The organism is Phascolarctobacterium sp. Marseille-Q4147 (assembly GCF_017968825.1).
Lineage (GTDB): Bacteria > Bacillota > Negativicutes > Acidaminococcales > Acidaminococcaceae > Phascolarctobacterium_A.
In genome coordinates, this window is the sequence record NZ_CP072874.1 from 1,183,027 (window position 1) to 1,203,395 (window position 20,369).

Annotated in this window: 28 protein-coding genes, 1 tRNA gene and 1 pseudogene; 23 read left to right on the plus strand and 7 right to left on the minus strand. The window is 42.7% G+C overall.

Going from position 1 to position 20,369, the window contains the following annotated elements; all coding sequences use genetic code 11:
- Positions 1-5 precede the first annotated feature (5 nt).
- The 6 genes from KAH19_RS05585 (at position 6) to KAH19_RS05610 (ending at position 2,366) form a co-directional block, all read left to right on the plus strand.
- Positions 6-344, plus strand: coding sequence for a hypothetical protein (locus KAH19_RS05585; protein WP_009146478.1), 339 nt, complete (start codon positions 6-8; stop codon positions 342-344).
- Between the two features lie 87 nt (positions 345-431).
- Complete coding sequence (locus tag KAH19_RS05590) at positions 432-1,040, plus strand: hypothetical protein (protein WP_210685449.1); 609 nt, start codon at positions 432-434, stop codon at positions 1,038-1,040.
- 96 nt (positions 1,041-1,136) lie between these two features.
- Positions 1,137-1,213 (plus strand) — tRNA-Arg (locus KAH19_RS05595).
- 217 nt (positions 1,214-1,430) lie between these two features.
- On the plus strand, positions 1,431-1,649 hold the full coding sequence (locus tag KAH19_RS05600; RefSeq protein ID WP_210685450.1) for a DUF3791 domain-containing protein: 219 nt from the start codon (positions 1,431-1,433) through the stop codon (positions 1,647-1,649).
- On the plus strand, positions 1,646-2,131 hold the full coding sequence (locus KAH19_RS05605; protein WP_210685451.1) for a DUF3990 domain-containing protein: 486 nt from the start codon (positions 1,646-1,648) through the stop codon (positions 2,129-2,131). The genes KAH19_RS05600 and KAH19_RS05605 overlap by 4 nt, the downstream gene beginning before the upstream one ends.
- Positions 2,124-2,366, plus strand: coding sequence for a hypothetical protein (locus tag KAH19_RS05610; protein WP_210685452.1), 243 nt, complete (start codon positions 2,124-2,126; stop codon positions 2,364-2,366). Before KAH19_RS05605 ends, KAH19_RS05610 begins: the two co-directional genes overlap by 8 nt.
- Positions 2,367-3,218: 852 nt before the next feature.
- Here KAH19_RS05610 and KAH19_RS05615 read toward each other — a convergent pair.
- From KAH19_RS05615 to KAH19_RS05630, 4 genes are all read right to left on the minus strand, one after another.
- Complete coding sequence (locus tag KAH19_RS05615) at positions 3,219-3,701, minus strand: hypothetical protein (protein WP_210685453.1); 483 nt, start codon at positions 3,699-3,701, stop codon at positions 3,219-3,221.
- A gap of 63 nt (positions 3,702-3,764) precedes the next feature.
- A complete protein-coding gene (locus KAH19_RS05620) occupies positions 3,765-4,169 on the minus strand; it encodes a hypothetical protein (protein ID WP_210685454.1) in 405 nt (134 codons plus the stop codon).
- Positions 4,156-4,356, minus strand: coding sequence for a hypothetical protein (locus KAH19_RS05625; protein ID WP_210685455.1), 201 nt, complete (start codon positions 4,354-4,356; stop codon positions 4,156-4,158). The genes KAH19_RS05620 and KAH19_RS05625 overlap by 14 nt, the downstream gene beginning before the upstream one ends.
- Positions 4,357-4,368: 12 nt before the next feature.
- Positions 4,369-5,196, minus strand: coding sequence for a hypothetical protein (locus KAH19_RS05630; RefSeq protein WP_210685456.1), 828 nt, complete (start codon positions 5,194-5,196; stop codon positions 4,369-4,371).
- A 387-nt stretch (positions 5,197-5,583) separates the two neighbouring features.
- On the opposite strand from KAH19_RS05630, the pseudogene KAH19_RS11050 reads away from it, so the two are divergent.
- The 8 genes and pseudogenes from KAH19_RS11050 to KAH19_RS05665 all read left to right on the plus strand — a co-directional run.
- Positions 5,584-5,661 (plus strand): annotated as a pseudogene (locus tag KAH19_RS11050) (DUF5720 family protein); the annotation flags it as partial.
- A gap of 73 nt (positions 5,662-5,734) precedes the next feature.
- Positions 5,735-5,869: a DUF5720 family protein gene (locus KAH19_RS11055; protein WP_371816689.1), complete on the plus strand. Its 135-nt coding sequence runs from the start codon at positions 5,735-5,737 to the stop codon at positions 5,867-5,869.
- Positions 5,870-6,196: 327 nt separating this feature from the next.
- Positions 6,197-6,556 (plus strand): hypothetical protein, encoded by a 360-nt coding sequence (locus tag KAH19_RS05640; RefSeq protein ID WP_210683834.1) that lies wholly within the window; start codon positions 6,197-6,199, stop codon positions 6,554-6,556.
- A complete protein-coding gene (locus tag KAH19_RS05645) occupies positions 6,556-7,419 on the plus strand; it encodes an IS3 family transposase (RefSeq protein ID WP_246869461.1) in 864 nt (287 codons plus the stop codon). The genes KAH19_RS05640 and KAH19_RS05645 overlap by 1 nt, the downstream gene beginning before the upstream one ends.
- A 569-nt stretch (positions 7,420-7,988) precedes the next feature.
- A complete protein-coding gene (locus KAH19_RS05650) occupies positions 7,989-9,368 on the plus strand; it encodes a viroplasmin family protein (protein ID WP_210685458.1) in 1,380 nt (459 codons plus the stop codon).
- A 21-nt stretch (positions 9,369-9,389) separates the two neighbouring features.
- Complete coding sequence (locus tag KAH19_RS05655; protein WP_210685459.1) at positions 9,390-9,749, plus strand: type II toxin-antitoxin system RnlB family antitoxin; 360 nt, start codon at positions 9,390-9,392, stop codon at positions 9,747-9,749.
- Positions 9,750-9,862: 113 nt separating this feature from the next.
- Positions 9,863-10,384 carry a HEPN domain-containing protein gene (locus tag KAH19_RS05660; protein ID WP_210685460.1) on the plus strand — a complete coding sequence of 174 codons (522 nt, stop codon included), beginning with the start codon at positions 9,863-9,865 and terminating at the stop codon, positions 10,382-10,384.
- A gap of 13 nt (positions 10,385-10,397) precedes the next feature.
- Entirely contained in the window at positions 10,398-11,273 is an 876-nt protein-coding gene (locus tag KAH19_RS05665) for a J domain-containing protein (protein ID WP_210683742.1), read from the plus strand.
- A 230-nt stretch (positions 11,274-11,503) separates the two neighbouring features.
- Here KAH19_RS05665 and KAH19_RS05670 read toward each other — a convergent pair whose 3' ends face one another.
- Positions 11,504-11,887: a thioesterase family protein gene (locus KAH19_RS05670; protein ID WP_021720335.1), complete on the minus strand. Its 384-nt coding sequence runs from the start codon at positions 11,885-11,887 to the stop codon at positions 11,504-11,506.
- Positions 11,888-12,073: 186 nt separating this feature from the next.
- Here KAH19_RS05670 and KAH19_RS05675 point away from each other — a divergent pair, with 186 nt between their 5' ends.
- The 5 genes from KAH19_RS05675 (at position 12,074) to KAH19_RS05695 (ending at position 15,338) form a co-directional block, all read left to right on the plus strand.
- On the plus strand, positions 12,074-12,502 hold the full coding sequence (locus tag KAH19_RS05675) for a DUF190 domain-containing protein (RefSeq protein WP_210683744.1): 429 nt from the start codon (positions 12,074-12,076) through the stop codon (positions 12,500-12,502).
- Positions 12,503-12,569: 67 nt separating this feature from the next.
- Positions 12,570-13,955 (plus strand): NAD(P)/FAD-dependent oxidoreductase, encoded by a 1,386-nt coding sequence (locus KAH19_RS05680; protein ID WP_210683746.1) that lies wholly within the window; start codon positions 12,570-12,572, stop codon positions 13,953-13,955.
- A gap of 17 nt (positions 13,956-13,972) precedes the next feature.
- Positions 13,973-14,362 carry a hypothetical protein gene (locus KAH19_RS05685; protein ID WP_210683747.1) on the plus strand — a complete coding sequence of 130 codons (390 nt, stop codon included), beginning with the start codon at positions 13,973-13,975 and terminating at the stop codon, positions 14,360-14,362.
- 120 nt (positions 14,363-14,482) lie between these two features.
- Positions 14,483-14,920, plus strand: coding sequence for a universal stress protein (locus KAH19_RS05690; RefSeq protein WP_210683748.1), 438 nt, complete (start codon positions 14,483-14,485; stop codon positions 14,918-14,920).
- A gap of 1 nt (position 14,921) precedes the next feature.
- Positions 14,922-15,338, plus strand: coding sequence for a universal stress protein (locus KAH19_RS05695; protein ID WP_210683750.1), 417 nt, complete (start codon positions 14,922-14,924; stop codon positions 15,336-15,338).
- A 60-nt stretch (positions 15,339-15,398) separates the two neighbouring features.
- Here KAH19_RS05695 and KAH19_RS05700 read toward each other — a convergent pair whose 3' ends face one another.
- Positions 15,399-16,292, minus strand: coding sequence for a selenium metabolism-associated LysR family transcriptional regulator (locus KAH19_RS05700; RefSeq protein ID WP_210683751.1), 894 nt, complete (start codon positions 16,290-16,292; stop codon positions 15,399-15,401).
- Entirely contained in the window at positions 16,282-17,469 is a 1,188-nt protein-coding gene (locus KAH19_RS05705) for an aminotransferase class V-fold PLP-dependent enzyme (RefSeq protein WP_210683752.1), read from the minus strand. Before KAH19_RS05705 ends, KAH19_RS05700 begins: the two co-directional genes overlap by 11 nt.
- Positions 17,470-17,617: 148 nt before the next feature.
- Between KAH19_RS05705 and yedE the strand changes: the two genes are divergently transcribed.
- The 4 genes from yedE to selD are packed head-to-tail and all read left to right on the plus strand — an operon-like array spanning position 17,618 to position 20,208.
- Positions 17,618-18,691 (plus strand): YedE family putative selenium transporter, encoded by a 1,074-nt coding sequence (gene yedE / locus KAH19_RS05710; RefSeq protein WP_210683753.1) that lies wholly within the window; start codon positions 17,618-17,620, stop codon positions 18,689-18,691.
- 9 nt (positions 18,692-18,700) lie between these two features.
- Entirely contained in the window at positions 18,701-18,907 is a 207-nt protein-coding gene (locus KAH19_RS05715) for a sulfurtransferase TusA family protein (RefSeq protein WP_009146013.1), read from the plus strand.
- Positions 18,904-19,152 (plus strand): DUF3343 domain-containing protein, encoded by a 249-nt coding sequence (locus tag KAH19_RS05720; protein ID WP_210683754.1) that lies wholly within the window; start codon positions 18,904-18,906, stop codon positions 19,150-19,152. The genes KAH19_RS05715 and KAH19_RS05720 overlap by 4 nt, the downstream gene beginning before the upstream one ends.
- A 15-nt stretch (positions 19,153-19,167) precedes the next feature.
- On the plus strand, positions 19,168-20,208 hold the full coding sequence (selD, locus tag KAH19_RS05725) for a selenide, water dikinase SelD (protein ID WP_210683756.1): 1,041 nt from the start codon (positions 19,168-19,170) through the stop codon (positions 20,206-20,208).
- Positions 20,209-20,369: the final 161 nt, after the last annotated feature.

A 20,369-nucleotide genomic window follows, 5' to 3' on the forward strand; every position in this document is an offset into this window, starting at 1 on the left:
TTAAAATGAGTAATTATGCTGTAACCTTGAATTATAATTGCCATTATGGCTATGTAGAATATAACGAAGCGGATAAGACTGCCGTAGTAACCTTGCCGGAGGCTGTTGCCGAAGCTAAGGCTGCTGTCGAAAAGTATCTGGCAACTCCGTTGAGTCTGGATGTGCCGCAGGGTGATACTATCCGTGATTTTGCTACGATAACGCTGGAGCCGCTTTCCAGTAAGGAGGCGTTTCAAGTAGCGCTCACCCGTCTTTGGGGTAAAACCGGCGTGCGTGTTGAATGGAGCATGCCTCCGGGAATGGCGGACGATATCGCCGCTGAGGTGCTGGCAGAAGCACATTAACTGCTGATTGTTTTAGGGCAGACTCTTGATATAGCAGAGTCTGCCTTTTTGTTTATAAAATTTGTGTGAAGAATAGGAGAAATGCAGATGCTGGATATCAACAAATTACGCAATGCTTACAATGTTATTCACCGTATGAGCCAAAACAGACATCCTTTTGCCGAAGAAGAGCTTTCACTTGAGGTTGTGCAGAGCGCGCAGGTACAAGAGGCGCTTGCCGATGCCGCAGAGGTGATTGCTGTTTACGGTAAGATTATGAATCTGGTGTCGCAGAGCACGAGCTTTAAGGTTGCACCCAAAACTTCTAAGGCAGTTAAAAGCAGCTTTGTTGTGGAGCAGGATGACCTGAGCAGGCTGCAGCCTATGACTGAAGCTACCAATATCACAAAGCTTGTAAAATATATTAATGATACCTTTGCAGATAAGGAAATGCATAATCTTACTACGGTGGAGCTTGGCAGATGGTTGGAAAATACCGGTTATCTGCAGTTGCCAGAGGATGGGCGCAATAAAATTCCGACAGAAAAGGGTTCTGCGTTGGGTATTGTTACCGAAAAGCGTGTAAGACAAGCCACCGGAGAGATTTATTATATTAACTTTTATCCGCAGGCAGCGCAGCAGTTTATTTTTGATAATCTGCCTGCTGTGGCGGAGTTTTTGGCAAAGGAAAAAGAGGAGAAGCTTGCTGACGCATAACTTGCTGTTTCCTCATTGCCAGTATTTTGTTTTTGCGGTATAATATTTAATACAGCTTGGGCGGAATGGCTTGAGTTCTGCCTGAGCTGTTTTTATGGTTCCGTAGCTCAGTAGGATAGAGCAACCGCCTCCTAAGCGGTAGGTCGCCAGTTCGATTCTGGCCGGGATCACCAAGAAAACCGCTCCCAGTCTAGGTTTGGGGGCGGTTTTAGTTTGCGCAAAAAAAGGTAATTTTTGGCGAAAAAGTGCCTAGTATACAAAAACTATATAAGAGTGATTTTTCAGGGTTTGCTATCCAGTATATATTATTGCGTATAATGTGCCTGTATGGTGAAGATAATATGGTATAATATATTTGAGTAAACAGCTATGGAAAAGGTGGTGCTAACTATGTCTGAACAGGATATTAAAGATTGCAATTTGCTTGTTATTGCAGCAGTAGAGGAATACGCTCAAAAGCATAATATGAAAACAGAAAATGTATTACAGCTATTTGGTAAGCATAATGTTATACCAGCTATTCGCTCACAATATGCAGTTTTGCATATGTTGGACTTAGATGAAGTAGCTCTCTTTGCTGAAGATATGCTAAAGCAGGTGAGCGCATGAAAAAAATTATAGTATATCACGGAACTGCTTTTGGTTTTGAAAATATTGACCTAAGCAAATCAAAGAATAAAAGGGATTTTGGCAAAGGGTTTTATACAACCACCATTCAAGCACAAGCTGAAGCCTGGGCAAAAAACATAGCATTAAGAAATGCTGCTAAGGTTGCTTATGTATATGTTTATGAATTTACTTTTAGTGAAGAACTGAAATGTAAATCTTTTCAAGGCTTAACGAAGGACTGGTTAGAATTTATAAAAATGAATCGGGCTTTAGGCGGCGTGCAGCATGAATATGATGTTGTAATAGGACCTGTTGCTGATGATAATACCATGCTCACAGTAAATCGTTATATGAATGGTACTTATACTGTTGAAGAAGCATTAGAGCGCTTAGCTTATTTTAAAGTTAATGACCAGGTTTGCCTTAATACAGAAAAAGCGCTTAGATATATCAAGTTAGTGAGGAGGTACGAAGTTGACTAGTAAATATATTTATAAGGGTATGGATTTAACGCTCGATATTTATGAAAAGCTGCGGCATGTAGTTGAGCTTATTGCTGCACAAAATAAAATCAGCTTTGATGAAGCCTATATGTTGTTTGCGAAAAGTCATACTTACTGGTGCTTAACGACTCCTGCTACTGCTATGTGGGGAGAAAGCGATGAGTTTATAGTAGATGAATTTTATCGAGAAAATCAACAGTATAATGGACACTAGGAACTGGACCAGACTTTGAAAAAATAGGCGTGTATGGTATATTAAGTATATACAGAAAATGTTGGACAAAATCATACCAAAGAAAAAATACACGCCAGAATTTAAGACGAAAATCATTTAACTTAATAAGCAAAGGTATCTAAAGCAGAAGCTAGTTGATATTTAACGGTGAAGTGCACTAACCGTTAAACTTATATAACTAAACTTCTGCTAGGATGTCTGAAAAAATTTGCGCAAAACTATTGACAGTACCAGAAATTTTAAACGAACCCGTAACCGAATCCTTTATTGTCTCAACAAATACGATAAATTCACTCTTTAAAGACAAAAATGGCTGGAGCAATACGCTCCAGCCATTGAAACCCAGTAGCATGGACTAGGTCGACCACAAAATTTGTACTAGCCCGACCCACATATTGTAATAGGTTTACCCACAACTACGGACTAGGTCGACCCACACTCATGTAACAGCCCAACCCCGAAATTTGGACCAATGCCATAATTCCGAGATGCTGATCCCGGCCACGCGTACCCGCAATGGTGGAATCGGACTGGCGACTTTTCTTCTTAGGTAAGCATGTACGGCAATCAAATTTTCTTGCTGATCCTGGACAGAATCGAACTGGCGACCTACCGCTTAGGAGTATGGCTTACCACCTCGTGCGGTTGCCGACTACATAACTTCTCATTCAAGAAAACCTTGATTTTACGGGCTTTTCTGGGCGTTTGACCTGTTAAGGTATTACACCTCATTCAACAGATTTCGCCCGATTGCAAAGTGTTCAATTAGCACATTCTTAGTAAATATATTTATAGCTATGGAAGAAATTTAATCTCAAATTCTTTCCATAGCTATACTGCAACATAATTATTATTAACAATTTGAGTTATGGTAGCATGCAAAATATCAACTTCTACTCCCCAAATTGCTAAGTCTGGAGCTCCACTATTTATTTTATATAAATGCTTACTATATGTCCTATAATGATCCAATGCTTCTTGTTTCGGTAGTTTACTAGAACTTTTTGCTGTAGTAATTGCAATATCAAAGCTAGGTTCTTCTTCAAAAAGTGATGTAATACCTAATGAATACTTTGACCCATGGTGAGGAATCTTCAATATATTGGGAATCGGAACTTCTTTCACTAATTCATCTAATAAGTATTGTAACATTTGATCTTGAATGTCACCAGTTAGTAATAATGAAAAATCACCAACTAATATTGAAACAGCAATAGAATAATCATTTAATGCGTTGTAGTCTTGGTTTATTGCTTTTTTTCTTATTTTACCTAGGGAGGGCGAAATCGCACAAATAGAAAAAGGAATTTGCATTGTTCCAACTTTAATTGTTTCATCCTTTATTAGAGAATTTGCTCCAATTCCTTGAATCTTGGGTTAATGAGTTTTATATCTTTTATCATAACCACGATAACTATTTAATTTATCCAATACGTCGCGTGATATTTTAGCTGTATTTTTAGGTAAACTCTGCAACTCGGTAGGTAAAAATACACGTTTGGGTTTAAACGTTTTTACAATCTCAATCAATCCATCGGAATGATCGTCATGTGGGTGTGTCCAAAACAAGTCAGCAATTTGATTGATATTAGCGTCATCTAAAATAACTTTTACTGCTGGTTGATTTTGATAAAGAAATGAATCCGTTACACATGAATATATTACCTTATCATCCCCATAAAGCACAAAAAGAATGCTTTCTCCTTCGGAGGAACTTCCCAAAACATATATTTTACAAGACACTTTATTATAATAATTAAAAAATAATTCATCCTTTTTCATTGTATTTATATGTCCTACGTCTATTTATACTTATGATTGCACTTTCATTTGGTGTTATAGTTTTGCTTACTCTTGGTGTAAATGTTGAAGCACTTACAGCAGAAGCTGTTACCAAGGAACTAAATCTATTTTTAGTAACAGTTTGAAATTTAGTTGTTCCCTGTGATTTATTTACTTTTGTAAACATTATATCGCCTCCTTAAAAAGGTAGCACTTTATATCGCTCTAATAAGTCACCACCGTTAATTAAATCAACAATATTATCATTTACTACATGAGTAAAAAACTGATAAATTTTATCATTCATCTTTATCAAGCCATTTTTAGGATTTTGGATAAATTCATCTAATGTTGATTGTTCCGTGCTATACAAATCAAAATCGAACGCAATTAAATGTGCTAGTTTATTATCAATACTAGCATTGCTTAAATTGCCCGTTGAATACTCGCGTGAAAAATTAAGGGTATAATTTTCAGTATTATAAACCTGAGCAGTATTCGTTTGACTCAATTCAAATGCATCAACATCCGCATTTGTAAAAAAAGGAATTCGAAAGATTTCTTCAATAGATTGCTTATCTTCATCCAAGATATAAAACAAATTAAATTTTCTTAGACCTACACGTGTAGGTCTAAACATTGGATTTGTTTTTATATGATCAACTATGTCAGAAAACCATTCATAATATGGAAGATTCATTGATTCAATATTTAAATCTAATTCTAAATAGATAAAAGTTTTTCCAATTTTAATAGTACGTCCATCGCTATCATCACTTTTAGAATGTATAAGAACAAAGACATTTTGAAGTCGCGTATTCATTTTAGGTATCCCTGGATACAATGGGTTTATTTCAATATCTACAGAGTTTTCCTGCTCACTTCCCTGATTAGAAAAATATTGGCTATATTTTTCAGCAGCATATTGAAACAAATCCTCCTGCATTTTTTCAGTAATAAGTTGGAAATCTATACGATATAAAATTTTCCGAAGAAATATCCTTTTTGGAGCGTTACCGTCTGCCATGATTTACACCTCCATTTTATTTCTAGTTTCACCTAGTGTTAATTATATTATATCAGCGTTTCATATTATGCTCAATGTTTTTCGCTCTTAACGGCTATTTTTAGCCGTTATTTTTTTGCCACCATTTAAATTTTAGAAAGGACCCCATCCCATGAATTTAACCGAAAATGAAAAGAGAATGGTTTACCAGGTAGAAAGCACCTGCCAGGCAGCCATTCTGGACGAGATAGCCATGAATAAACGATATGCCCAAAACCCGGAACTCCGGCAGACCGCAGAAAACCTTTTGTCAAAGCTGCGGCTGCTCTCCGACAAGGAGTGCATGGATCTGGTAAAAGATGTTCAGAAGAATTACCACTTGCAGGGAAAGCCCGAACCATCGGGGAAATGCTTGCGGAGGCAAGGCAGAAGTCCGGGGCGGAGAAACTGGCCGGCCATGACATTATGGCTCTAGAGCGTTTTGCCCCTGATACCCGCCACATGATCGTCTTAGATGTTCTCTCCCATGAGTCCCCTATGGGATATAAAGGTGAACGTTATGCGTCTGTTCCTCACCGAGCAGGGATACCAGAAAGCCAGGGAGAACCAGGACAAGGGATTTATCAAGATCAGAAACCACGCCAAAGTGATAGCGGGAAACCTCCACTATGACGCAAAAGACCGTGACATCTGAAAAGCACCCTCTTTTGGGGCGAAAATCATCCTTTTTCCTCTCTGTATGCCTCTCTCCGACAACAGGCAGGAGAATTTATCTCTGTATCCTGACGGAAACAGCACAGAGGAAAAATCACAAGAAAAACGACCTTTTTAGAAAACGGAAAGGAGGTGTCCGATTATGGCAGTTTTCCGTATAGAGAAAACCCGTGATTATACCGTGATGAAGTGGTAAACTTATTTTAGACACAGAGGGGGTATTTCTTGTACAGATGATATATAATGGAATACACCAATATATATATCAATAGACAAGCAATACTTCGGTCTAAACAGGAGGTTTACCATGAAATACACTAAACAAGAAAAATTAGACATTGGTCGCCGAATATATGATAGCGAGATTACTCGCTATCAAGCAGCAGAGTTATACAATATTTGCGAAGGTACAGCACGTACCTATATGCGTATGTACAGAGATGCGAATAACCTGCCTGCAAAAAATTGTAAACAACAAAAATGTAATATAATACGTCCCAATGCACCTGCACTTTCTGCGAACACGGATGATTATCAATCTATGACCAAGGAAGAATTAATTCGTGAGTTGCTTAAAGCAAGAATTGCAGAAGCTAGATTAAAAAAAGGCTATGCGGTGAAAGGGGATGGTACAGTAATTCTATACGGCAACAAGAATACCAAGTAATATTAGAACTCTCTGGCGAATTTCCGGTAAAACTTATATGCGAAACAATGAATGTACAGCGTAGCAGCTTCTATGCATGGAAGAAGAAGCTCTCACATCCTTCTACAAAAATGCGGAATCTGCTTAGTAATATTTTGCTTTTTAATGAATACCATGCTAAATATCCTTCTCACGGATATCGCTGGCTTAACGCTAAGATTCGTCTGGATACCGGTCTTATCCTTTCGGATGCATATGCACATAAGTGTTGCAAAATTACTGGTATTAAAAGTCAGGCTAAGCATTACAAATACAAGAAACCAGGGGATTCATACCGGATTTTTCCGAATCTGCTCATGAAAGAAATGCAGATTGATGGACCGCTACAATGTATTGTAAGCGATATGACTGCTTTTCATGTTAAAGGGATTTATTATGAGCTGACATTGTATATGGACCTTTGGAATAATGAAATTGTAAGTCATTCTCTTTCTTCTAAACGAGGTGACCGCATGACATATATTAGCGGTTTGGAGGATTTAATTGCTTTAAAGAAACAATATCCAGAATATGAAATGATCCTACATTCAGACCAAGGTTCCGTTTACGCGTCTAAGGCATTTAATGACTTGTTGCCAATGTATAGCATTACCCATTCTATGTCTCGTGCAGGAACACCTACCGATAATGCAGCAATGGAAGCGATTAATGGTTGGATAAAAACAGAAATGTTTACTGATTTTCATGTAACAGGAGAAAAGTCTGTTGTAGATGAAGTAACAGAATACATTCATTTCTTTAATGAACAGCGTCCTGCTTATTCTTTAAACTATCTGACGCCTATTCAATATCGCGAGTTGCATTATAGAAGTGTAGCTGAATAACAGAGAGATTTTTGTTGTATATTTTTTTGTGATTTGTGTCTAAAATTTGTTGACTAGTGCAATATAGAAACTACATTAAATATTGAACAAAGGATGAAACTATGGTTCAATTCAAAGAATGAAAATATGTTTGATGAAATACTTTTGATATGTCTAATGCGTTTGAACACTGGCGTTATATCTACGAAAAGGATAGTGCAAAAATCAATCTTAATTTTTTAATAGGTCTTAGAAATATATTGCAAGATACCTGTTGCCGAGAGGTTCATGGAAAATCATGGACTGAGTACATAGAAAATTCTATAGAATAATTATTGAACTATCACCATGGAAATGTGCATAACAGATCATTTCAACGATGGAAAACACATTCACAGCACATGGAAAAGCCGAGGCTTTCCCACATCCTGCAAACGCCGTTTCCCACAGCTCTTTGATACGGTCAGTTATACACATTCCCACAGTGCCTACTACTGCGAAACTCACCTGAAATAGTTGACATCTATAATGTTACAAGTTATAATTAAATATTAAAATCCGTTTTTGGATTTGTGTGGAGGTGTGTTCTTGTGAAATATTATGCGGTAAAAGTAGGTCGTACTGTTGGTATATTTGATAACTGGAATGAGTGTAATGAATCAATAAAAGGGTTTCCAGGGCAAGATTTCAAATCCTTTAATTCGAGGGAAGAAGCAGAAGCCTATTTAATAGATAAAGACTTATGGGATGAAATTGTAGAAAAAGATATTGAAAAAGGATTTTTAGTTGCGTTTTGCGATGGTAGTTATGAGAATAAACTGAATTGTTATTCGTATGGTGTGGTTTTAATTGATAGCGAAAAAAAAGAAACTTCATTATGTGGTTTTGGAAGTAACCAAAAGTATATCTCAAGTAATAATATTATAGGTGAAATATTTGGGGTAATAAATGCCTTAGATTGGGCGGTTTCCAATGGGTATGAAAAAATAAAGATATATCATGACTATGAAGGATTGAGTAAATGGGTCAGCGGAGAATGGACCGCTAAAAGCGATGTTGCTCAAATGTTTCTTTCTATATATCACACAAAGTTTGATGGAGTTTTAGAAATTCAGTTTGAAAAAGTTAAAGGACATAGTAATAATAAATATAATGACAAAGCCGATACGCTTGCCAAATCTGCTTTACAGGATAAAACTAAGATGGCAATTCAAGGGGATCATTGGTTTGTGTTGCCATACTTTAAGGAGTCTGATTTTCAGGCTCTTGCAGAGTTGATAAAAGAAGAAAATGAACATATCGTAATTACATCAACAACTTATCCAACTAAAATAGTTTATAAGTTTGAGTTAGACGGAAGTAAAATCGTAACAACCTTATTCAAGTCAAAAAATCAAAAAGTATTAGTTCAAGGAGAAAATTCGGTACTATTTCAAATAATTATTTCAATAATTATTGAATTAGATGGGACTAATAGAGTAGAACCTATCTTAAGTAGTGCATACCGTACTAATATTGACTCTAAAAGAATTGATGATTCTTTTAATGCGATTTGTCCTACGTTCCCGACAAATTATCCTGAAAGCACAAAACGCCTTATTCGACAATCTATTATCAATTTGAATTATTTTGTTGAAAGTGAGGAATACTCACAATATGCATTTTCAGCATTACGAGCTTTGGAAGGTCATATAAAATATCTTATAACTTCCTCTGGTGGTACAGTTGGTCGTTCATTTAATACCTTTAACAAAGATATGTCTGAAGCATATATTTTTACTGGAACTATTTCTGATGTTTCATGGAAACCGCAGATAGAGAAGTGTTATAATTATTATAAATCACAAAGAGATACTATATTCCATTTTGGAGATATTATGGGAAGTACGGATTCTACAAGACTGATTGAAACTAAAGATGAGGCTAATGAAATAATTAGAAAGTGTCTTGCTCTGATATGTGAACGATGAACTAAGAAAGGAGGAGCTGACATGAAAGAGTATGCAATACAACAATTGGACAATAAAGAATATGACAGTTTTCTCCTTTGCCTTACATTTGAAAGCATATTGAATTATATTGAACAGATTGAGCATGAACAGCTAATATTAAAATCTAAAGGAGTATTGCTTGTAGATCAATTGTTAGTAACTGGAAATGGGAAAAATAGATTTATTTTATGTTCATTTGATCATGGAAAAATAGATCTATCAACTGTAAGGACTATATATCCACATGAATGTTATAGGAAAATATCTATTGATTTATTGCAAAAGAACTTTGAACTACTTCATAATTCCATTTTAACTGATAGGCAACGAGAAAATATTAAACATGGAATTTTATTTTAAATAAAACGGAGTACAGCCGCCGCACACATACACGGTGGATTTGACGCTTACTTTCCGTGAAGATTATAGCTTAGATAATAAATTTTAAAATTGGTAGGATGGTACTTTATAATATGAATTTTGGTAGATATAAACGAATCGGAAAAATGCGGTACGTTAAAAAGGGAACAGAAATTGCTGATGAGTATAGTGTGTATGCTACGAACGATGAAAAAGCAGCAGATGTGCTCCTTAAAAATGGCTTGTATAACGAATCAGCTTATTATTATATTCAAGCTATGGAAAAAGTAGTAAAGACAGCGATAAGCTCCAAGATTGATGTAACCAATACTTATTATGCAGCTAAACTAAAGGCTATAGGGCATTCCCTGGATTTAGCGATAGATTTTTTCCTTGAACTTTTAGTATATGGGAAAGATGATGTATTGTCGCAGCAATTAGAGCATCAACTGAAAGCCGTTGTCTTTAAAAATGTTCGTTTTAGTAGCTTGCATAATAATATACGCTATCCAATTTATAGTGAGAAGTGGGGTTCTTACGGTTTTTTAGAGATATCTAGAGAGGATTGCGAAGAATTGCAGCATATGCTTAAAGTTCTGAAAGAATATATGAAGCAAATTCAGGTTATGATTTGAGGAAAAGTGTAAAATGGCGAACTATTATGAAATACTTGAAATTGAGCGTACATCTACAGAAAAAGAGATAAAAAGTGCTTACAGAAAGTTGGCAAAAAAATGGCATCCCGATACGACAAAATTAGATAAAAAATACGCGGCAGAAAAGTTTAAAGAGGTTACTAATGCTTATAATGTACTTTCTGATGCTGAAGCACGAAAAAAATATGACTATAATTTAAATTATGAAGCAAGATTACGCGAAGAGAGCAGAAGACGTGAACAGGCAAGGCAGGAAGCAGAGCGCAGACGTCAAGGACAAGCAAGGCAGGAAGCAGAGCGTAGACGTCAAGAACAGGCAAGGCAGGAAGCAGAGCGCAGACGTCAAGAACAGGCAAGGCAGGAAGCAGAGCGCAGACGTCAAGAACAGGCAAGGCAGGAAGCAGAGCGCAGATATCAAGAACAGGCAAGGCAGGAAGCAGAGCGCAGATATCAAGAACAGGCAAGGCAGGAAGCAGAGCGCAGACGACAAGAACAAGCAAGGCAGGAAGCAGAGCGCAGACGACAAGAACAAGCAAGGCAAGAGACTGGATATAGTTACTATGTAAAAAGAAAAAAGAAACTCAGGGAAAAGATATTCAATGGGATAATGCATGCGTTGTTTGGTTATAAACGGGTATGGTACAATTTCATATTAGCATATATTATTCCTTGGACGTTAGCGTTCATTACTGTAGAATTCTTTGACGCAAAATATCAAGAATTAGAAATTCTAATCTACAATAAGTTCTTCCATCAATATTATCTGTTGAGTTCTCCAGGAGACCCAAGTCTATGGATTCAGATACCAATGAGACTTATTCATTTTTTTCGTCGAATAATACCAGCAGTGCTGTTTACATTTTTTTAATGTATCCATGTTACTTTTTGAGTTATATTCGTAATGATTATAAAAGAAATAAAGAAATTTTTCGGGTATTTTTAGCTTCATCGTCTTTTGCTGTTTTTTTTGTATGCTTTTGATCAATTAATTGATTTAATATTTGCTATATTATATCTTTTTAAATAGATTGATTTATGCTTATTAACCTAAAGGCGTCCTGCTGAACTGGCAGCAGAACGCCTTTAAAAATCCCCGAATTACTTATTCACCTTCGCCATAAACTTTTCATTATCAATAATAAAACGCTCATGCGTACCCTTACCGATAACGCCCTTGCTGTCTGCAGCACTCACCTCGAAGGTCAGCTTGCGTCCGTCAACCGCAGTCAGCTTAGCGGTAGCGGTAACACTGTCGCCCATAGCGGTAGCGCGGTCATGCGTAATATTCAGGCTGATGCCTACAGTGCCGCTGCCCTCCTCCAGATGAGCGTTGACTGCGGCGCAGGCAGCCTCCTCCATCAGTGCGCACATAGCGGGAGTGGCAAAAACAGCCAAAGAGCCGCTTTTCATAGTAGCGGCAATATTAGCCTCGGTTACGGTTACGTTAGCGGTGCCGGTAAGTCCGGTATGTAAATTTGTCATGCTTAATACCCTCTTTCAATAATCAAATCATACGCTTATATCATAAAGTATTATCGTTCTGCTGACAAGTCCTAAATGCAGGGATAAGAATTTTTTGCCTATATATTGCAGGAATTGTCTGCCAAGCGCCGAATTATAATAATATAAGATAAGCAAAATTGAAATGATGGCTGGAGGTGTAGAACCATGGCTTTAGAATTTAACAAAACCTCGTATTTAAAGATTTATACAGGCGAGGATGTTCTTTTTGAGGATATTCCGCTTTATAAAGCAATTCTGCGTGAAGCACGCTCTTTGGGCCTTGCCGGCGGTACTGTTATCAAGGGTATTGAAGGCTATGCTACCAAGGTGCGCGGCGTTGGCCGTGCTGTCAGCACATTTATCAGCGGCAATGCTAATTTCCCGGTGATTGTGGAGCTGGTAGATAAAAAGGAAAACCTCGAAAAGATTCTGCCCTTTCTGGAAAAGAATGCAACCCATGCGTTGGTGGTTATGGGTGAGGCTGATTATCTGGTAACCGATTTTATGCGCAAGTCGGCAGAGGGCTACAAGGATATCAGAAACGGCTCACCGCAGCCAAGCTACCTGCGCAAGCAGCAGGAACAACAGCAATAAGCTGATAAACCGCAGTTAAAAAATGAGGCTGCGGTTTTTTTATGGGATATGACAAGGAGGAGAATTTATGTATGATGTTGCCATTATCGGTGGCGGTCCTGCCGCAATTTTTGCCGCTTATGAGTTTGTGCTGAAATATCCGCAGCTGAAAGTTATTATGCTGGAGGCCGGCAATACGATTGAAAAGCGCTTCTGCCCGCTGGCAGCCAAGAAGGTTGACCACTGCATTAACTGCAACCCCTGCAGTATTATGCGCGGCTTTGGCGGTGCCGGTGCTTTTTCGGACGGCAAATATAATTTTACGACGGAATTCGGCGGCTGGCTGAACGAATATCTGCCGGAGGACAAGGTTATCGAGCTGATTGATTATGTTGATGAGCTGAACTGCCGTCATGGTGCTCCCGGTGAATATTTTTCTACCAAGAACAGCAAAATAGGCGTGCAGGCGCTGAAATACGACCTGCATCTGCTGAACGCCAAGGTACGCCATCTGGGTACGGAAAACAATCTGGTGATTATGGAAAACATCCATAAGTTTTTGGAGGATAAGATTGAAATCCGCTGCAATACTGCGGTTGAAGAAATCTGCCGTCAGGAGGACGGAACCTTTGTGCTGGAGCTGAATAAGGGCGAAAAGGTTGCCTGCAAGTATCTGATTGCCGCTCCCGGCCGCGCCGGTGCGGAATGGTACACAGAGCAGTGCGCCAAGATGGGCCTTGATTTTATCAACAATCAGGTGGATATCGGCGTGCGCGTGGAGGTACCGGCAGAAGTGTTCAAGCATATCACCGACGAGGTGTATGAAGCAAAAATTTTGTACCGCACCTCGCTTTATAATGACGTTGTGCGTACCTTCTGCATGAATCCCTACGGCTATGTAGTAGCAGAAAACACGGACGGCATTATTACGGTTAACGGCCACAGCTTCCGCGACCCCAAGATGCACAGCAAGAACACCAACTTTGCGCTTTTGGTGAGCAGCAAGTTTACCGAGCCCTTCCATGAGCCGCTGCAGTACGGCAAGCGTATCGCTTCGTTCTCCAACATGCTGGGAGGCGGCGTGCTGGTGCAGCGCTTTGGCGATCTGGTGAAGGGCAGACGCACGAATGAAAAGCGTATGCTCAAGAGCTTTACCAAACCGACGCTCAGTGCAACGCCGGGTGATTTAAGTTTGGTCTTGCCTAAACGCCATCTAGATGATATCATTGAAATGATTTATGCTTTGGATAAGATTGCTCCCGGTATGGCGAATGCTGATACGCTGCTTTACGGCGTAGAGGTAAAATTTTACAGCGCACGCCTCGAGCTGGACAGCAATCTGGAAACCAAGGTTGCGAATATGTTTGCGGTAGGCGACGGTGCCGGTATTACACGCGGATTATCGCAGGCGAGTGCCAGCGGTGTCTGGGCTGCGCGCGTAATTGGTGCCCGTGCCTGCGGACAGAAGAATTAAGGAAGGTGCTTTTTTAGATGAATTTTGAGTTTTTTGCGTTTCTGGTATTTATGTCTTTCGTTTCCTTTGCGGTAGCCTTTTTGGCTTATGGCATGGTAGTGCGTTTTATGGGTAAGGACGGCTTCCTCGCCCGCATGGGACAAATTATCCTGGTGCCTGCATGTATCGTTATCTATGACTTTATCACCATGGCTGCACCGCAGAGCTACCGTTATATTATCGGCAGCATTCCTCTGGTGCTGATTGCCGGTATTGCGATTTATTTCCGCTTTGTGAAGGGCGAAAACTTTGCCGAGGCTAAGGAGCAATCTCCTTCCGAGCTGGCAAAACTGGCTGACGAACCGAAAAAGTTCAGCAAGAAATCTGCCCGCATCCACGAAAAAAGAAAAAATCGCGGCCGCGAGTAATTCAGGCAGGATTTTTTGCACTAAAGCAGAATATATAACGTAAGAAGAAAAAAAGCCTCTTCTTGTAAAAAATATAATAAATAAAATACAACATGTGCATTATTATGGAGGTGCGTTGTTATGTTTAAAAAGATTCTTGTTCCTGTAGATGGCAGTGAAGGCTCCTGGAGAGCACTGGATACTGCTGTAGAGCTTGGCAAAAAGTTTGGCGGCGAACTGCATGTAATCAATGTAATCCAACCATATAATAATGCTGCTTTGCTGGCAGTTCCTCTGGATCATGCAACTGTAAGTCAGGGCAACAGTGAGCTGGAGAAAATCGGTGACAAGGTTCTCGAAATGGCGCAGGAGCGTCTGAGAAACTACGAAGGCGAAACCAAATTCAGCCTGGAGGTTGGCCATCCGTCTGAACGCATCATCGCTATGGCTAAAAAGACCGGCGCAGATGCAATCATTATCGGCAGCCGTGGCCTTTCCGGTATTGCTGAATTCTTCCTTGGCAGCGTAAGCTCCAAGGTTGCTCAATATGCAAATGTACCTGTGCTGATTGTAAAATAAAATGCTGAAACGCATTCTTGTACCTATTGACGGTACGGAGCATTCCTGGAGAGCATTGGAATATGCCTGTGAGCTTGTAAGCTATACGCGCGGCTCGCTGGTGGTTATGACGGTGCTTTCCGGCAGAATGAAACAGCATATTGTGGAATTTGGAAGCGATTGCCTGTATGTTCAGATGGGTGATGAAGTGCTTGATGCCGCACATGCGATTCTCAGCGGCAAGAACATTGACTGCACCTATTTGCTGGAAAACGACAACGATATTGCCGAAAGCATCCTGCGTGCTGTAGGTGAGCAGGAATGTGACGGTATCGTGCTGGGCAGCAGAGGCATGGGAGTTTTGGAAGGCTTGTTCCGCAATAGTGTCAGCAGCGTCATAGTGGAAAACGCTAATGTGCCTGTGACAATTGTTAAGTAAATATGCAAAAAATTAACGAGTACGCAAGGGTTCGTCCTGTGCGTACTCGTTTTGTTATGCTTATAATTTGCTTTGGCTGATGAAGCCGAGAAACTCCTTGACGTAGCTTGGCAGCAGATAATTTTTGCGGTAGATGAGGTAGAGGCTGCGTTCGGAAAAAGCCTGCGGCAGCTCGAAGGCCAGCAAACGTTTTTCCTGCAGAAAGTTGTGCGCCGCCTTTTCCGAGATAATGGAAATGCCCATGCCGCCGGCGACAAGGTTTTTGATGGTTTCCTGATCGTTGACGCGGGCAATAATCTGCAGCTCGTCCTCGGAAATACCGCTGTGCGCCAGAAAGTTATCGGCCATTTTTTTACTGCCGCTGCCCTTTTCGCGCAGAATCAGCGGCTCGCGTAAAAGCTCCGGCAGTACATTTTCCTTTTGCTGCTTATATTGCAGAAAATGTTCGTTGACCGGAGTGATGACTACCATGCGGTCCTTGCAGAAGGGCTGGCAGCAGAAGTCGCTGTCCTCGCAGCTCATGCCAATAAAGCCAAGGTTGAACAGTCCGTCCTTCAGGCCGTTGATGATGCCCTGACTGTCGCTCTGGTGAATGATGAAGTAAATATCCTGATGCAATTTGCCGAAGTCCGCTAAAAGCTGCGGCAGGATATAAGCCGAGGGGATGGTGGAGGCGCCGAGGTGGATGATGCGCCGGCTTTCGATGGAGCAGGCCTGAATCATGCGCTCCTTCAGCTCCAGGATATTCAGCGCGTATTCGTAAAGCTCGCGTCCCTTGGGGGTTATCTGCAGACTTTTTGTGGTACGCAGAATGAGCTTGGTGTTAAGCTCGCTTTCCAGCTGGCGGATGTGCGTGCTGACGGTGGACTGCGATACGAAAAGCCTGCCTGCAGCCTGTGTGAAGCTTTCCTCCTGCACTACGGTGACAAAGCTTTGCAGCTGTTTAAAGTCCATGGGCGAGCACCTCTTTCAATGCTTGCAGGGCAATGTTGACTTCCTCCGCAGTATTGTGCCAGCCGAAAGAAAAGCGTAGTGTTCCCGTGGGATAGGTTCCGAGCGTTTTGTGGGCGTTGGGGGCGCAGTGCAGGCCTACGCGCGTAGCAATGGCGTATTTGTCTGCCAAAATGAAGGCCAGCTCTGCGATATCTGTTATATCTGTGCTGATGGAAACAACACCTACGCGGTCGGTGCAGTCCCTTTTGCCGACGATGCGCATAAGCTTTTGCGCTTCTAATTGCTGCAATCCGTCTATAAATTGCTGCGTAAGCGTAAGCTCGTTCGTGCGGATTTTATCAATGCCTTGCTTTTGCAGCCAGCTGAGGGAAGCATGCAGGCCGGCGATGCCCGGCAGGTTGAGCGTGCCTGCCTCAAATTTATCTGGCATGAAGTTGGGAGTGTGCTCCGTGTGGCTGAGGCTGCCGGTGCCGCCGACGATGAGCGGTGTTATTTCGTCGATAATGCTTTCACGCAGCACAAAACCGCCGATGCCCTGCGGTGCCAAAAGTCCCTTGTGCCCCGTAAAGGCGAGAGCGTCAATGTGCATTTCCTGCATGTTGATGGGAACGACGCCGGCGCTTTGCGCACTGTCGACGATGAATTTCAGGTTATGCTTGTGGCAGAAGCTGCCGATTGCTGCCAAGGGCTGCAGCGTGCCGCAGACATTGCTGGCGTGTGTCATGATAATAGCCTTGGTATTGGGGCGCAACAGCTGCGGTAAAGCGTCTAAGCACAGTGCGCCCTCCGCGTCGCAGGGAATGCGGCTGAAGGTGATGGCATCAGTGGGAGCGTTGCCGGCAGTAAGCTCTGTGCCGATTTGCTGGAGCGGACGCATGACGGCGTTGTGCTCTATAGCGGTAACAAGCACATGGTCGCCGCTGTGCAGCAGCCCCTTGATGATGATATTCAGGCTTTCGGTAATGTTCTTCGTAAAGACAACATTTTTGCTGTCCTCGCCGTCGAAAAAGCGGCAAAGCTGCTCGCGGGTGGCAAAAACCAGGTCCTCGCTGCTCGCAGCGCAGGTACCGCGGCTGATGTTGGTGCCTGCATGTGTAATATATTGATAAACTGCGTCAGCAACTGCCTGTGGCTTGGGAAAGGTGGTGCTGGCGTTGTCGAGATAAATTTGCTGCATTTTCCGTACCTCCTCATGTTACGCCTATTCTATCATATAATTATCTGAAAAGCTAATAAATCAATCAGCTTTATCTATAAATGATATTGGTATAAGCATGTGGGCTATGATATACTTTTGTCGAAGAAATATTTTGGGGAGGCTTTTTATGAAAAATGAACAAGTAACGATTGTTGCAACAGGTGCGGTTATCGGCCTGGTGGCAGCAATGCTGGTGTTTTTCGGCAATCCGGCCAACATGGGCCTGTGTATTGCCTGCTTTTTGCGTGATACTGCCGGCGGTTTGGGACTGCATGCCGCTAAGGCTGTGCAGTACATCCGTCCGGAAATCAGCGGTCTGGTGCTGGGCGCGCTGGGTGCTGCATATCTGCACAGAGAATTTTCGCCGAAGGGCGGCAGCTCTCCGCTGACACGTTTTGTACTGGGCTTTTTTGCGATGATCGGCTGTCTGATGTTTTTGGGCTGTCCGTTCAGAATGCTGCTGCGTATTGCCGGCGGTGACTTGAACGCTGTTGTCGGTTTGGTTGGCTTTGCGGCAGGTATTTATGCCGGCATTTTCTTCCTGAACCGTGGCTACAGCCTGAAGCGTACCTATAAGATGACGGCGGCGGAAGGCAGCATTATGTCGGTAATTGCTGTTGTGCTTTTGGTGCTGCTCGTTGCTGCACCGGACTTCATCCACTTTACCAAGGCAGGCGGAGGCCCCGGCGCCAAGCATGCGGCTGTTGCTGTGAGCCTGATTGCTGCAGTGGCAGTCGGTTATCTCACGCAGCGCACACGCTTCTGCATGATTGCCGGTATCCGCGATTTTATTCTCTTTAAAGAAACTAAAATGCTGTGGGGCTTTGTGGCTGTTGTTGCGGCAGCTGCTGCCTGCAATGTTGTGCTGACCTCCGTAACCGGCGGTGCCTTCTTCAAGGTGGGCTTTGCGGCGCAGCCTATTGCACACACCGATGCGCTGTGGAACGTGCTGGGACTTTTCCTGGCTGGCTTTGCCTGCGTGCTCTTGGGCGGTTGCCCGATGCGTCAGCTGGTGCTGTCCGGCGAAGGCAACTCCGATAGCGCCGTAACTCTGCTGGGCTTCATCGTGGGTGCGGCCTTTGCGCATAACTTCGGCCTGGCTTCCAGCGGCAACGGTCCTACCGCTAACGGTCAGATTGCTGTTGTAATCGGTATTGTGGTTGTTACTGTGATTGCTTATCTGAATACATATAAAAAGTGAGGAAACGCTATGAAAACTATTGATGCAAGAGGACTTTCCTGTCCCGAACCTGTTATCCTGACGCGTCAGGCGATGATGAGCGGCGAGGCTGCTTATGAGGTAATCGTGGATAATAATACCTCCAAGGAAAATGTAACACGCTACGCACAGCATCAGGGCTATAAGGTTGCTGTGACGGAGCAGGACGGCGAATTTACTCTGTCCCTGAGCAAATGATGCAGTATATTGCAACGTTCTTTTCGCACTTCGGCGCGGTGCGCTTTCAGCATCTGTGTGCGGAGCGTGGCTGGCAGGCGCAGGTGCGCCCGGTGCCGCGCAGCCTGAGCAGCAGCTGCGGTACCTGCGTGTTTTTTAAAACAGAGACGCTGGAAGATGCAGCGTCCCTGCAGACACCGGAGCTGGAGCAGATAGTGCGTGAGCGTGAGGATGGCTACGAGGTTTTGTATACTGCTGCCGAATGAGCGGAGGTTTGAGCTATGGAAAACGAAGTAAAGCTGACGAAGCTGGCGAGCTGTGCCGGCTGCGGGGCCAAGGTGGGTGCCGGTACGCTGTGCAATTTGCTGGCAGGCTTTCAGACGCATTATGATGCTAATCTTTTGGTAGGCTACGATAAAAGCGACGATGCCAGTGTATATAAGGTGAGCGACGAGCTGGCGATTGTACAGACAACGGATTTCTTTCCGCCGATTGTCGATGATCCCTTTATGTACGGACAGATTGCGGCGACGAACGCTCTGAGCGATGTTTACGCTATGGGCGGCGAGCCGAAGCTGGCGCTGAACATTATGTGCATCCCCGAGAAAATGGACAAAGCAACCGTGCAGGAGATTTTGCGCGGCGGTTATGCCAAGGCCTATGAAGCAGGCGCAATTATAACCGGCGGCCACACCATTCACGGCGCCGAGCCTATTTACGGCTTGGCGGTGACAGGCTTTGTGAAGCCTGAAAATGTGTGGACGAACAGCGGCGCGCAACCCGGTGACGTACTGCTGCTGACGAAGCCTTTGGGCGTAGGCATTCTGATGACGGCGGCGAAGGCCGGCTTAGTAGAGCAGGAGCTGCTCGACAAGCTGTATGTGCAGATGAGTACGCTCAATAAATATGCGCATGACGTGCTTGTGAAATACAGCGTGCATGCCTGCACCGACGTGACAGGCTTTGCCCTTTTGGGCCACAGTCTGGAGATGGCGCAGGGCAGCGGCGTTACTGTGCACCTGAAGGCGCAGGATGTGCCCTATCACAAGGAAGCATACGAGATGGCGGATATGGGCTTTATCCCGGCCGGGGCCTACCGCAACCGTGATTTTGCCGAAGCGGGTGTGCGTGTTGTGGGAGCTGTCGCGCGTGCGCTGCAGGATATTTTTTACGACCCGCAGACGAGCGGAGGCCTGCTGTGTGCTGTTCCTGCGGCGGAGGCAGAGGCTTGCTTGGCAGAGCTGCGGGCTGTTGCTCCTAGTACGCAGATTATCGGCTATGTGACCGAAAAACTTGACAGTGCGATTTATCTGGAAGCATAAATATTTTCAAGATGCTGCTTAACCGGCGGCATCTTTTTTCACATTTTATTTACGCAAAAATGCTGTATACATTTATGCAGATATTTTACAAACAAGGCTGAGTAGTGTATACTAATTGTATGAACCGGAAAGTTTTTCCTGTAAAAATTAAGGTCAAGTAA

Bases quoted from the DNA above. Each gene is read 5' to 3' on its own strand.
- KAH19_RS05585 (WP_009146478.1), top strand. From the start codon at position 6: ATGAGTAATTATGCTGTAACCTTGAATTATAATTGCCATTATGGCTAT.
- KAH19_RS05590 (WP_210685449.1), top strand. From the start codon at position 432: ATGCTGGATATCAACAAATTACGCAATGCTTACAATGTTATTCACCGT.
- KAH19_RS05600 (WP_210685450.1), top strand. From the start codon at position 1,431: ATGTCTGAACAGGATATTAAAGATTGCAATTTGCTTGTTATTGCAGCA.
- KAH19_RS05605 (WP_210685451.1), top strand. From the start codon at position 1,646: ATGAAAAAAATTATAGTATATCACGGAACTGCTTTTGGTTTTGAAAAT.
- KAH19_RS05615 (WP_210685453.1), bottom strand. From the start codon at position 3,701: ATGCAAATTCCTTTTTCTATTTGTGCGATTTCGCCCTCCCTAGGTAAA.
- KAH19_RS05620 (WP_210685454.1), bottom strand. From the start codon at position 4,169: ATGAAAAAGGATGAATTATTTTTTAATTATTATAATAAAGTGTCTTGT.
- KAH19_RS05625 (WP_210685455.1), bottom strand. From the start codon at position 4,356: ATGTTTACAAAAGTAAATAAATCACAGGGAACAACTAAATTTCAAACT.
- KAH19_RS05630 (WP_210685456.1), bottom strand. From the start codon at position 5,196: ATGGCAGACGGTAACGCTCCAAAAAGGATATTTCTTCGGAAAATTTTA.
- KAH19_RS11055 (WP_371816689.1), top strand. From the start codon at position 5,735: ATGCGTCTGTTCCTCACCGAGCAGGGATACCAGAAAGCCAGGGAGAAC.
- KAH19_RS05640 (WP_210683834.1), top strand. From the start codon at position 6,197: ATGAAATACACTAAACAAGAAAAATTAGACATTGGTCGCCGAATATAT.
- KAH19_RS05655 (WP_210685459.1), top strand. From the start codon at position 9,390: ATGAAAGAGTATGCAATACAACAATTGGACAATAAAGAATATGACAGT.
- KAH19_RS05660 (WP_210685460.1), top strand. From the start codon at position 9,863: ATGAATTTTGGTAGATATAAACGAATCGGAAAAATGCGGTACGTTAAA.
- KAH19_RS05665 (WP_210683742.1), top strand. From the start codon at position 10,398: ATGGCGAACTATTATGAAATACTTGAAATTGAGCGTACATCTACAGAA.
- KAH19_RS05670 (WP_021720335.1), bottom strand. From the start codon at position 11,887: ATGACAAATTTACATACCGGACTTACCGGCACCGCTAACGTAACCGTA.
- KAH19_RS05675 (WP_210683744.1), top strand. From the start codon at position 12,074: ATGGCTTTAGAATTTAACAAAACCTCGTATTTAAAGATTTATACAGGC.
- KAH19_RS05680 (WP_210683746.1), top strand. From the start codon at position 12,570: ATGTATGATGTTGCCATTATCGGTGGCGGTCCTGCCGCAATTTTTGCC.
- KAH19_RS05685 (WP_210683747.1), top strand. From the start codon at position 13,973: ATGAATTTTGAGTTTTTTGCGTTTCTGGTATTTATGTCTTTCGTTTCC.
- KAH19_RS05690 (WP_210683748.1), top strand. From the start codon at position 14,483: ATGTTTAAAAAGATTCTTGTTCCTGTAGATGGCAGTGAAGGCTCCTGG.
- KAH19_RS05695 (WP_210683750.1), top strand. From the start codon at position 14,922: ATGCTGAAACGCATTCTTGTACCTATTGACGGTACGGAGCATTCCTGG.
- KAH19_RS05700 (WP_210683751.1), bottom strand. From the start codon at position 16,292: ATGGACTTTAAACAGCTGCAAAGCTTTGTCACCGTAGTGCAGGAGGAA.
- KAH19_RS05705 (WP_210683752.1), bottom strand. From the start codon at position 17,469: ATGCAGCAAATTTATCTCGACAACGCCAGCACCACCTTTCCCAAGCCA.
- yedE (WP_210683753.1), top strand. From the start codon at position 17,618: ATGAAAAATGAACAAGTAACGATTGTTGCAACAGGTGCGGTTATCGGC.
- KAH19_RS05715 (WP_009146013.1), top strand. From the start codon at position 18,701: ATGAAAACTATTGATGCAAGAGGACTTTCCTGTCCCGAACCTGTTATC.
- KAH19_RS05720 (WP_210683754.1), top strand. From the start codon at position 18,904: ATGATGCAGTATATTGCAACGTTCTTTTCGCACTTCGGCGCGGTGCGC.
- selD (WP_210683756.1), top strand. From the start codon at position 19,168: ATGGAAAACGAAGTAAAGCTGACGAAGCTGGCGAGCTGTGCCGGCTGC.